The organism is Dyella sp. (assembly GCF_035277725.1).
In the GTDB taxonomy this organism is placed as follows: domain Bacteria; phylum Pseudomonadota; class Gammaproteobacteria; order Xanthomonadales; family Rhodanobacteraceae; genus Dyella_B.
Genome location: NZ_DATEJY010000240.1, coordinates 1 through 11,783 on the forward strand (window position 1 = coordinate 1; position 11,783 = coordinate 11,783).

Annotated in this window: 10 protein-coding genes; 3 read left to right on the forward strand and 7 right to left on the reverse strand. The window is 61.7% G+C overall.

Translation table 11 applies throughout. The features are described 5' to 3' along the window. Nucleotides 1-205 precede the first annotated feature (205 nt). Nucleotides 206-1,120, forward strand: coding sequence for a UDP-3-O-acyl-N-acetylglucosamine deacetylase (lpxC, locus tag VJR68_RS19690; protein ID WP_324150408.1), 915 nt, complete (start codon nt 206-208; stop codon nt 1,118-1,120). 207 nt (nt 1,121-1,327) lie between these two features. Here lpxC and VJR68_RS19695 read toward each other — a convergent pair whose 3' ends face one another. Then, nucleotides 1,328-1,807, reverse strand: a complete 480-nt coding sequence (locus VJR68_RS19695) for a DUF721 domain-containing protein (RefSeq protein ID WP_324150421.1) — start codon at nt 1,805-1,807, stop codon at nt 1,328-1,330. 31 nt (nt 1,808-1,838) lie between these two features. Between VJR68_RS19695 and VJR68_RS19700 the strand changes: the two genes are divergently transcribed. Then, nucleotides 1,839-2,771, forward strand: a complete 933-nt coding sequence (locus VJR68_RS19700) for a M23 family metallopeptidase (RefSeq protein ID WP_324150410.1) — start codon at nt 1,839-1,841, stop codon at nt 2,769-2,771. Nucleotides 2,772-3,119: 348 nt separating this feature from the next. Then, complete coding sequence (gene secA / locus VJR68_RS19705; RefSeq protein ID WP_324150411.1) at nt 3,120-5,849, forward strand: preprotein translocase subunit SecA; 2,730 nt, start codon at nt 3,120-3,122, stop codon at nt 5,847-5,849. A gap of 85 nt (nt 5,850-5,934) precedes the next feature. Here the strand turns inward: secA and VJR68_RS19710 are convergent, their stop codons facing one another. The 6 genes from VJR68_RS19710 to lptD all read right to left on the reverse strand — a co-directional run. Next, nucleotides 5,935-6,783 carry a symmetrical bis(5'-nucleosyl)-tetraphosphatase gene (locus VJR68_RS19710; protein WP_324150413.1) on the reverse strand — a complete coding sequence of 283 codons (849 nt, stop codon included), beginning with the start codon at nt 6,781-6,783 and terminating at the stop codon, nt 5,935-5,937. Nucleotides 6,784-6,835: 52 nt separating this feature from the next. Continuing rightward, nucleotides 6,836-7,219 (reverse strand): Co2+/Mg2+ efflux protein ApaG, encoded by a 384-nt coding sequence (apaG, locus tag VJR68_RS19715; RefSeq protein WP_324150414.1) that lies wholly within the window; start codon nt 7,217-7,219, stop codon nt 6,836-6,838. Between the two features lie 95 nt (nt 7,220-7,314). After that, complete coding sequence (rsmA, locus tag VJR68_RS19720) at nt 7,315-8,106, reverse strand: 16S rRNA (adenine(1518)-N(6)/adenine(1519)-N(6))-dimethyltransferase RsmA (protein ID WP_324150415.1); 792 nt, start codon at nt 8,104-8,106, stop codon at nt 7,315-7,317. Further along, nucleotides 8,103-9,098 (reverse strand): 4-hydroxythreonine-4-phosphate dehydrogenase PdxA, encoded by a 996-nt coding sequence (gene pdxA / locus VJR68_RS19725; protein WP_324150417.1) that lies wholly within the window; start codon nt 9,096-9,098, stop codon nt 8,103-8,105. The genes rsmA and pdxA overlap by 4 nt, the downstream gene beginning before the upstream one ends. 23 nt (nt 9,099-9,121) lie before the next feature. After that, a complete protein-coding gene (locus VJR68_RS19730; RefSeq protein ID WP_324150418.1) occupies nt 9,122-10,474 on the reverse strand; it encodes a peptidylprolyl isomerase in 1,353 nt (450 codons plus the stop codon). A gap of 120 nt (nt 10,475-10,594) precedes the next feature. After that, nucleotides 10,595-11,783, reverse strand: a 1,189-nt coding sequence (gene lptD, locus VJR68_RS19735) for an LPS assembly protein LptD (protein WP_324150419.1), incomplete at its 5' end; no start/stop codon positions are given.

Consider the following 11,783-nt stretch of genomic DNA (forward strand, 5'->3'; position numbering starts at 1 on the left):
CCCCGGCGCGGGGTTCTGTGTCGAATCGCAAGTGCTTGATTTGCCTATAGTGCTTGCAGCATCGGGATGCGAATGAATCGCATTATTTGATGAAAGGAAAATGAAGGATTGTCCGTTCAATACGGTACGGTTTGTTTTTCCGCAGGTTAAGACTGTGTTAGCATCCCAGCTCGAATTGGCTGCTGCCCCTATAGGTACCCAATAAATGATTAAGCAGCGTACGTTGAAGAACATCATTCGTGCCACCGGCGTCGGTCTGCATACCGGCGACAAGGTCTATATGACATTGCGTCCGGCGGCACCGAATACTGGCATCGTCTTCCGTCGCACCGATCTCAATCCTCCGGTTGAAATCCATGCACGTCCCGATCACGTAGGTGACACGCGTTTGTCCACCACGCTGGTAAACGGTGACGTACGTGTTTCAACCGTGGAACATTTGTTATCGGCGATGGCGGGCCTAGGCATCGACAATGCATATGTCGATCTGTCCGCGCCGGAAGTCCCGATCATGGACGGCAGCGCCGGTCCGTTCGTTTTCCTTCTGCAATCGGCCGGCATCGAAGAACAGTCCGCGCCGAAGCGCTTCATCCGCATCAAGAAGCCGGTGAAGGTGCAAGAAGGCGATAAATGGGCCAGTTTTGAGCCGTTTGAAGGCTTCAAGGTCGGTTTCTCGATCGAGTTCAACCACCCGATCATTTCCAAGCGCACTTCGCGCGCGGAGATCGACTTCTCCACCACGTCCTTCGTCAAGGAAGTGAGCCGCGCACGCACCTTCGGCTTCATGCGCGATATCGAGATGCTGCGCGAACACAATCTCGCGCTCGGCGGCTCGATGGACAACGCCGTGGTGCTCGATGACTATCGCGTGCTCAACGAAGATGGCCTTCGTTACGAAGACGAATTCGTCAAGCACAAGATCCTCGATGCGATCGGCGATCTGTACTTGCTTGGCCACAGCCTGATCGGCGCGTACTACGCGCACAAGTCCGGCCACGAGTTGAACAACAAGCTGCTGCGCACGTTGATGGCCGACGCCACGGCATGGGAAGAAGTCAGCTATCAGGACGACCCGGCCACCGCTCCGATCTCCTACGCGCATCCCGCCCAAGCGATCTGACAAAAAAATGCCGATTCCTACCGCCAGACCGGGCCATCGAGCCCGGTCTGTTTGTTTTTGTGGATTGCATCACATTTTTGTCGCCCGCTGATTCACGTTATGACCACGCGGCATAGAGACCTGGGTGGGGCAGGCCGTGGTATAAAACCGACTTCCGCATCGGGGCAGGCGGTTGTACGCCTCTCGTTGGAGCCAAGCGCCTGCAGCTCAGGGCGGTGTGGAGGGGGTGGAATCAGCAGTTTCGGCGACGGACGCCAGCGCCAGGAACATGGCCCGTAATTCAGGGTCTTGGATGGAGCCCGCGGCGGCCTTCAGATGAAGCGCTGCAGCGGGGGAAAGCGGTTTTGATTGCTCCGGCTGCGGGTCGGGCGGAGGAAGGGGGGCCACTTTCACGGTAACTGAGCTGGCATGTGCGCCGATGGCGCGTGCGGCAGCGAGGATTTGCGCCTGTTGCAAGCGCAAACGCGATGCCCAAGCCGGCGAGGAAGCCAGGAAAACAAGGCGGTCGTCGCGCAGATTCGCGAATCTGACCTGCTCGCGCAGGGGCGATGGCAACGTCTGGCGTAATGCGCGGTCCAACGCTTCCAGCTTGCCGGCTTTGTGGGCCAGCGCAGCGACAGGACCGACCTCGGTAATGGGTTGCGGCCCGTGATCGGTGCGTTGGAAAGCGGGTACTTCGCGTTGCATCAGTAGTGAAAAATTTCGAACCGGAAACGACATGCAGATCATACTCGTCTCTCGCGCAGGGAAGGTGCCGAAAACTCTGGACCTCACCAACTCCCGTTTGCGCTGGCGTGTATGCGGAATCGGTGCGGCTGTGGTGCTGGCGTTGGCGAGTATCGGCGCTGGTATCGCACTGGCAGTAGCTAGTCCCCGCGATCGTGCCTTGGCCGAGATCGACTCGCTGCACCAACAAGTGAAGATGCAAGATAAACAGCTGGGTGACTTGCGCGACGACGCGCACCGCCAGCTCGATGCGCTGGCCATCAAGCTCGGTCAGTTGCAGGCGCAGGCCACGCGCATCAATGCCCTGGGCGAGCGCCTGGTGCAGGTCGGCAAGCTCGACAGCAACGAATTCAACTTCGACCAGCCGCCGCCGGTCGGTGGTGTGGAAGTCACCGATGGCAGCAGCGCCTACGCCTTGCCGCAGACGCTGGATAGCGGCATCAGCCAGCTGGCGACTCAGTTCGAAACGCAGCAGGCGCAATTGAGCGCGATGCAGAGTCTGCTGCTCAATGCGCGCATCGATTCGAACCTCAAGCCCACCGGCATGCCGGCGGATGGCTATATTTCTTCCTACTTTGGCGTGCGTGCCGACCCTTTTGATGGCCTTGCCGCTCGCCATACTGGCCTGGATATCGCCGTGCCCTATGGCAGCACGGTGCGTACCGTGGCCGAGGGCATGGTGACTTATGCCGGCGTACGCAGCGGCTACGGCAACGTGGTGGAAATCGACCACGGCAACGGCTACATGACCCGCTATGCCCACAACAGCAAGCTGCTGGTGCATCCCGGCCAGCACGTGCGCGTGGGTGACGAGATCGCCGAGGCCGGCTCCAGTGGCCGCTCCACCGGTTCGCACGTGCATTTCGAGGTCTGGTACAACGGCCGCGTCGTCAATCCGCTCGCGTACGTCAAGAATCATCGCTGAGCAACCTGGGCAAGCCCCGGCCGGCACCCTTGAAAGCGGGGCGCCGTACCGCCACCCCTGTGCCTGGTTCGTCGTGATTTCCCGCGTTTGGGATACCTGACGGACCGTAGGGACGCTCCGATCTATCCCACGCACCCGGCATGACGCCCAGAACGACCGCAGACTGCGCCGCGCGGCTTGAGCAGACGGCCAGTCTGCTCTGCTCTGCGTCGCGCAGCACACTCTGCGGGCCTTCTGAGCACCATGACGAGCGCGTGGAATAGACCAGAGCATCCCTAGTATCATCAAACCTTTGCCTGCCCGGATCGACCCCGGTGGGCGTCCACAGTTTCCAGATCCGGAAGATCGATGCTTAATCGTGCCCTGACGAGCCTCTTTGGCAGCCGTAACGAACGAGTACTGCGCCAGCTGTCCAAAACCGTCGCGCGCATCAACGCGCTTGAGCCTGAGTTCGAGAAGCTCAGCGACGAGGCCCTGCGTGGCAAGACCGACGAATTCAGGCAGCGGCTGGCCAATGGCGAGGCGCTCGACAAGCTGCTGCCTGAAGCCTTCGCCGTGGTGCGCGAAGGCGCCAAGCGCGTACTCGGCATGCGTCATTACGACGTACAGCTGATCGGCGGCATGGTGCTGCACATGGGCAAGATCGCCGAAATGCGTACCGGCGAAGGCAAGACCCTGGTAGGGACCGCGCCGGTGTACCTCAACGCGCTTGAGGGCAAGGGCGCCCACGTCGTGACGGTCAACGACTATCTGGCCAAGCGCGACGCGGCCCAGATGGGCAAGCTCTACAACTTCCTGGGCATGAGCGTGGGTGTGGTGTATCCCGGCATGGATCAGGCCGACAAGCACGCCGCCTACGCCGCCGATATCACCTACGGTACCAATAACGAATACGGCTTCGATTACCTGCGCGACAACATGGCGTTGTCCAAGGACCAGCGCGTTCAGCGCGGCCTGCACTACGCCATCGTCGACGAAGTGGACTCGATCCTGATCGACGAAGCGCGCACGCCGCTGATCATTTCCGGCCCGGCCGAGGATTCCCCGCAGCTCTACATCGCGGTGAACAAGATCGTGCCGCGCATGACTCGCCAGGAACTGGAAGACGGTCCCGGCGACTATTGGGTCGACGAAAAGCAAAAGCAGGTGCACCTCTCGGAAGAGGGCATGCAGCACGCCGAAGAACTGCTGCAGCAGGCGAAGGTCATCGATCCGGAAAGCAGCCTGTACGATGCACGCAATCTCGCCATCGTGCATCACCTCAATGCGGCGCTGCGCGCGAATGCGATCTATCAGCGCGATGTCGATTACATCGTGCGCGATGGCGAGGTGATCATCGTCGACGAATTCACCGGCCGCACGCTGCCGGGCCGCCGCTGGTCCGACGGTCTGCACCAGGCGGTGGAAGCGAAGGAAGGCGTGCCGATCCAGCGCGAGAACCAGACGCTGGCCACGGTCACGTTCCAGAACCTGTTCCGCATGTACAAGAAGCTGGCCGGCATGACCGGTACGGCGGACACCGAAGCGTACGAGTTCCAGACGATCTACGGCCTGGAAGTGGTGGTGATTCCCACCCACAAGCCGATGATCCGCAAAGACAACCCGGACATGGTGTTTCTCAGCCAGGACGTGAAGTACAAGGCGGTGATCGAGGATATTCGCGATTGCCACAAGCGCGGGCAGCCGGTGCTGGTTGGTACGGCCTCGATCGACGTGTCCGAGTTGCTGTCCAACCTGCTGCGCAAGGAAAAGATTCCGCACGAAGTGCTCAACGCCAAGCAGCACGAGCGCGAAGCGCACATCGTGGCGCAGGCCGGCATGCCCGGTGCCGTCACTATCGCCACCAACATGGCCGGCCGCGGTACCGACATCGTGCTAGGTGGCAGCCTGGAAGCAGCACTACACGCGTTGGGTGAGGATGCCACCGACGCGGACCGTGCGCGCGTCAAGTCGGAATGGCAGAAGCGCCACGAGCAAGTCATCAACGCCGGCGGTCTGCATATCGTCGGCACCGAGCGTCACGAATCCCGCCGTATCGACAACCAGCTGCGCGGCCGTTCCGGTCGCCAGGGTGACCCGGGTTCCTCGCGTTTCTATTTGTCGCTGCAGGACAACCTGCTGCGCATCTTCGGCGGCGAAGGCCTCGTCCGCTGGATGAAGCGCTTCGGCATGAAGGAGGACGAGGCGCTGGAAGATCGCATGATCAGCCGGCAGATCGAAAAGGCGCAGCGCAAGGTCGAACAGCATAACTTCGACATCCGCAAAAACCTGCTCGAATACGACGACGTTGCCAACGACCAGCGCAAAGTGATCTACCGTCAGCGCGACGAACTGCTGGAAGAAGAAGACGTCTCCGCCACCATCGCCGACATTCGCGAAGACGTGGTCGTCGATCTGGTACGCCGCCATGTGCCGGCCGACAGCATCGACGAGCAGTGGGATATCGCAGGCCTGGAGCGCGAACTGGAAAGCGACTTCGGCATTTCGGCCGAACTCAAACCATGGCTGGAGCAACAGTCGGAAGCCGATTCCGACACGGTGCTGGAGCATGTGCGCGACCTGATCACTATGATGTTCCAGGTGAAGGAACAGCAGATCGGCGCGGAAACCATGCGCCAGCTCGAAAAGCACATCATGCTGAGCGTGCTGGACAATGCCTGGAAAGAACATCTTTCCAGCATGGATTACATGCGCCAGGGCATCTATCTGCGAGGCTATGCGCAGCAGGATCCCAAGCAGGCATTTAAGAGCGAGTCCTTCCAGCTGTTCTCGCAGATGCTGGCGCGCATCAAGACCGAGGTCACCCAGATGCTCGCGCGCATCCGCATTCGCAGCGAAGAAGAAGTTGCTGCCATGGAAGCCGAGCAGCAGCGTCTTGCCGAACGCATGGCGCGTCAGATGCAGGCCACTGGCGGCGGTGCGCCGGCGGGTGGTGCGTTGGGGATGGATGCACCAGCATCCCAGCAGGATGCGGCGACGCTGGAGCCGGTCGTCACGGGCCCCAAAGTGGGCCGCAACGATCCGTGCCCGTGCGGTTCGGGCAAGAAGTACAAGCACTGCCACGGGCAGCTGAACTGATTCGCGGGTTGGGGTGCCAACCCCAACCTCAAGATGTCGGAAACATGCCTGCGTTGGGGTTGATACCCCAACCGGCGTCGGCCGTTCAGTCCTCGCCCGGCGTCCGTTTTCGATGCGGCTCGGCATCCACCGTGGTGTACTGCGGCTCCTCGCCATCCAGTCGCAGCGCTGTGAGTTTGCCGCCCCATACGCAGCCGGTATCGATGCCGTAAACACCCATGCCGGCGAAGCGGCCAAGCGCTGACCAGTGGCCACACACGATGCGCGTTTCGCGCTTGCGCATGCCGGGTACTTCAAACCAGGGATACATGCCGGGCTTTTGCGTGCCAGGTGCACCCTTGCCTTCGAAGTCGATACGGCCGTTCACATCGCAGAAGCGCATGCGCGTCAGCGTATTGATCGAGGCGCGCATACGCTCGATCCCTTGCAAGCGACTCGCCCACGCAGCCGGTCGATTGCCGAACAGGTTCTTGAGCAGCCGCTGATGACGGGGGCTGGCCAGTTCGCGTTCGATTTCCAATGCGCAGCGCTGCGCCTGCTTCAGCGTCCAGCTTGGCGCAAGGCCTGCATGCACCATCGTCCAGCCGATGGTTTCGTCGTGATGCAACAGCTTTTGAATACGCAGCCAATCAAGCAGCGTGGATGCATCTTCGGCAAACAGCACCTCACGCAGTTCGGGATTTACGCGCGCCTGTGCATCTTGCTTGCGTTGTGCAATGGCAAGCAGGCTGAGATCGTGATTGCCTAGCGTCACCACCGCGTTGTCACGCAGCGAGTGCACCAGGCGCAGCGTGTCCAGTGATTGGCCGCCGCGATTGACCAAGTCACCGCAGAACCATAGCTGGTCCGCTGCTGGATCGAAGCGCAACTTTTCCAACAGGCGCTGGAGTTCCGGGTAGCAACCTTGGACGTCGCCGATTGCGTAGATAGCCATCAGCGATTCGCCTGTGAGATCTGCCGCGCACGTGTCATGGACGGGTCCTTAGTCAATGCAACGTGCGGGGAATGGATAGCGTAAAGGTCGGAATCGGCGCTTCGAAACGCGTGCCGTCGTCGGCCATCATCTGGTAGCTGCCCTGCATCGTGCCGACGGCGGTTTCCAGCACGGCACCGGAGGTGTATTCGTAATCGTCGCCCGGACGCATCCACGGTTGTTCACCTACGACGCCCTCACCGAACACTTCCTCCACCTTGCCATTGGCATCCGTGATCACCCAGTGACGGGTGAGGAGGCGCGCCGGCAGACCCCCGGCGTTGCGCAGCCTGATCGTGTAGGCAAAGACGTAGCGATTTTCGTCGGGGGCGGACTGGTCAGGGACAAAACGGGTTTGCACCTGCACGTCGATCGTGTAGGGGGATTTGTCTTTCATGCATCGCATTGTAGCGGGACTCGGGACGCCACGTAGGTTGGATGAGATGTGGCCAGATCGCGGTCCACAGCCCGCTGTGCGTCAAACCCTCGGGTTCAAGCTGGCGGGATTTTGGCGAGCCTTACGAAGTCGCCAGGGGCAAGCGTTTCGGCGCGCGCCTTGGGATCGACATCCGCCTGCCGAATCGCCTCGGCATCCATCAGTTGCCGCAGTGCGTTGGAAAGTGTTTTGCGACGCTGCGCAAAGGCGGCTTTCACGATGGCATGCAGGCGCGCCGGATTGGCATCGTGGCGTTCTTCCGGCGGAATCGGCACCAGCCGCACGACGGACGAATCCACCTTCGGCGGTGGCCGGAACGCGCCTGGCGGCACATCGAACAAAGGCACGACGCGGCAGGCGAGTTGCAACATGACGGATAGCCGTCCATACACTTTGCTGCCGGGTTCCGCCGCCATGCGATCGACCACTTCCTTTTGCAGCATGAAATGCATGTCGGTGATCGCGTCGGCGTGATCGACGCAATGGAACAAGATGGGGCTTGAGATGTAGTACGGCAGATTGCCGGCGATGCGCAGCCGCGGCACGCCGGCGCGCGCTGCCATGGCAGTGAAATCCACTTTCAATACATCGGCGTGCACGATCGACAATTCGCCGATGCCCTCCGCTTGTTGCTGAAGGCGCGGGATCAGATCGGTATCGAGTTCGATCGCGGTGAGCTTGCGTGCCACCGTGAGCAGCGGAAATGTCAGCGCACCTTCGCCGGGGCCGATTTCCACCAGAAAATCATCCGGGCGCGGCGAGACGGCGGACACGATGCGCTCGATGTAGCGGCGTTCGTGCAGAAAGTGTTGGCCGAAGCTTTTTTTGGGACGGGCAGGTGCGTTCATGATGATGTGCGGTGCGCAGCCAGTTCCATCGCCATGCGCGCCGCAGCGATCAGGCTGGAAGGATCGGCATTGCCGGTGCCGGCAAGATCGAGGGCGGTGCCGTGATCGACGGAGGTGCGGATGAAAGGCAGGCCGAGCGTGACGTTTACCGTGCGGTCGAAGGCTTCGCTCTTGAGTACCGGCAAGGCTTGATCGTGATACATCGCCAGCACGGCGTCGTAGCGTTCGCGCTGGGCAGGAACGAACGCCGTATCGGCCGGCATGGGGCCGAGCAATTGCATACCTTGTCGGCGCAGCGTGTTCATCACCGGGATGATGGTGTCGATTTCCTCGTGACCGATATGCCCGCCCTCGCCGGCATGCGGATTGAGGCCGAGGACGGCGATGCGCGGATCGGCGAAACCGAACTTCGTGCGCAGCTCCTGATGCACCATGCGCAATGTGCGCTCCAGTGATGCTGCATCGATGGCGGCGGATACGGCGCGCAATGGCAAGTGCGTGGTGGCCAGAGCTACGCGCAGTTCCGGGCTCGCCAGCATCATCACCACATCGGCGCGGCTGTGTTCGGCAAAAAATTCGGTATGGCCACTGAAAGGAATACCGGCGTCATTGATCGATGATTTCTGCAGTGGCGCCGTCACCACCGCGGCGTAGCGGCCGCTCAGGCATCCATCCGCGGCCTCGCGCAACGTGGCCAACACGTGGCGGGCATTGCGCGGATCGGGATGGCCGGGTACTTCGGGTTCGCCCAGCGGAACATGCTTGACACGTAGCATGCCGGGCGGGCGCTGCTGAATATCGGCGCCGTCGTCATCCAGCAGCTGGATGGATGTGCCGCAGCGTTCGGCAGCGCGTTCCAGCAAGCCGCGATCGGTAATCGCAACGAAATTGGCCGCCAACGGCGTGGCGGCCAATCGTATCAGCAGCTCGGGACCGACACCCGCCGGCTCGCCGGCGGTCAGGGCGAGCCGTGGCAGTGCGGGACTGTTCACGGCTTACCCGCGCGACATCGCCATTACGACGATGCCTTGCCGTTGTCGGAGGCAGGTTCTTCCAGTTCCGGCACGAGAATCTTCACGTACGAACTGGAGCGCAGGTCACGCAGGAAATCCTCGTAAGCCTGGTCGGCCTTGCGGTTGCCGATGGCCTGGCGTGCCTGATTGCGTGCGATCTCGCTGGTCATGTCGCTGTTGCGCGTGCCGAGGCGCTGCAGGATGTGCCAACCGGCCTCGCTCTGGAACGGCGGCGCGATCTCGCCATCCTTCATGTCGGCCAGCTTCTGGCCGATCAGCGTGCCCCAATCGCCTTGCTGGAACCAACCCATGTCGCCACCGGCATTGGCGGTGGTGTCGTCGTTGGAATTATCCTTCGCCAGCTTGGTGAAGTCTTCGTGCTTGTTGACGATGCGGTTGTAGAGGTCTTGCGCCTTCTGTTGCGCCTGCGTCTCCGACAGCAGTTCGCTCGGGCGGATCAGGATCTGGCGCGCATGGAATTCCGTCACCATCTGCTTGGACGGCGCGCGCTGGTCGATCAGCTGAAGAATGTGGAAGCCGGTGGGACCATGCAGGATGCCGCTGACCTGGCCGGCCTTGAGACCGCTGATGGTATCGACGAAGGCCGAGGGCACTTCGTCCAGGCGACGCCAGCCGAGGTCGCCACCGTCCAGCGCGTCCGGCGCGTCGGAGAAGCGGATCGCCGCGGCCTTGAACGCCATGCCGCCCTTGATCGCCGCAAGCGCCTGCTCGGCCTTGGTCTGTGCGGCCTGGATATCGGCAGCGGAGGCGCCGCCGGGAATGCTGATCTGGATGTGCGCCAGATGTACTTCGCCGGCCTTGTAGTTCGGGCTGTTGAGCAGGTTGTTGATTTCGCTATCGGTCACCGACACCGAGCTGCGCACGACATTCTCGTGCAGTTTCTGCACCACCAGCTGATCGTGCAGCTGCTGGCGGTAGGCGGCGTAGCTCATGCCGCTCTGCTCGACGGCGGCACGCAGCTGGTCGGCCGTCATCTTGTTCTGCTCGGCCACCGCCTGCACGGCCTGGTCCACGTCGGAGTCGGAAACGCGAATGCCCTGGTCATCGGCACGCTGCAACTGCAGCTTCATCAGCACCAGGCGATCGAGCACCTGCCGGCGCAGCACGTCGATGGGCGGCAGCTGGCCCGGCTGGTTGGCGTATTGCTGCTGGATGGCGGCGACGGCGTCGTTGAGCTCGCTCTGCAGGATCACCTCGTCTTCCACGACGGCGACGATGCGATCGATGGGCCCATTGGTCGAGTCCTGCGGTTGCGGCGCCAGGAGCTGAGCCTGGGCCAGCGACGGGATCGCCATGACGATCGTCAGCAGGAACATCGCAAAAATCTGCTTCATCAGTGAACAGCCTTCTGTCGCCGGTGGCGAAGGGTTGGTAACGGTGTTGCTCAAGTAACGGCTCAAAAAACGGTTTGGGAAGGCCGCTTTTTCGAGGGCGCCCGAGCCTGCTGGGCGCGCTTATTGATAGCCAAGGATATCACGCCGCAGCACGCTCTCCGTCTGGCCGCTGAAGGTTCCCAGTCCCTTGAATTCCAATTGGAACATGATGGCAGTATCGCTCCGTGGGGCCGTCTGGCCTGGCGGCAGGGCGGTGACCACGCCGTAGTAACCGGTCACGTAGTGGCGGGCCACCACGCTTACCTTTACGCAGCATCCTTCGTACTGCACGCCGGCCAGGGCTTCCACGGTGCGCTTGTCCAGTTCCGAGTAAGTCCAGTCGCCGATCAGGCGCCAGCGTTCCGAGAGCGGATAGACCGCCGACACGTCGTATTGTTCCACCAGGCCGCGACGGAACCGGTAGGAGAAGTTGAGGATGCCGTCGAAGCCCAGCCGGCGCTGCAACGTGAACGTGCCCAGGTCGGTCAGGCGCGTGTTTGGGTTCCACAGGTATTCGGTGTTGGCCGTCCACTGGTCGTTGAGCTGGGTGCTGAGCTCAGCCACGTAATCCGAACCACTCCAATTGGTGGCCGGGGAGCAGCCGTTGACGTTGGCGCTCGTGGTGTTGGTGAGCGTGCAAGGGGTCTGCACGCGCTGCGGCGTGAAGTAATGGATCTGCCCGAACGTCGCCGAGATGCGCTCCACACCGCCGTCATCGAGGAAGCGGGTGGTGACGGCCGCCGTGAGGTTGTTCGCATTCATCTGGCGGTCCGCGCCGGAGAACTGGTTCGGCGCGAACAGCATCCAGTCGTCGAAGGCCATCGGCGCGGTATCGAACAACGGCAGGTTGTTCTGGTTGCGGTATGGCACGTACAGGTAATACAGCCGCGGCTCTAGCGTTTGCGTGTAGTTGCTGCCGAACAGTGAGGTGTTGCGTTCGAAGATCAGGCCTTGATCCAGGCTCACGATCGGCAGCGCGCGGCTGGGGTTGCTTTCGGTGAACGGAGAGGTGCCGGCCGTGCCTACCTGGCCGTAATAGTTGTAGCGCTGATAGCCCGAATCGAGCGAATAGCCGGTATAGCGATACGCCAGCTTGGGCCGCACGAACCACGCCGGGCCTTGGAAATCCGCATCGACGTAGGGATACAGGTCGATGCGCGAACCTTCCACCTGATTGAACTTGTGGAACTTCACCGCTTCGCTGTTCAGGCCGAAGTCGTACCAGCGCGCGAACGGGATATCCATGTTGAACGTGGCGCGCGGCAGGCGC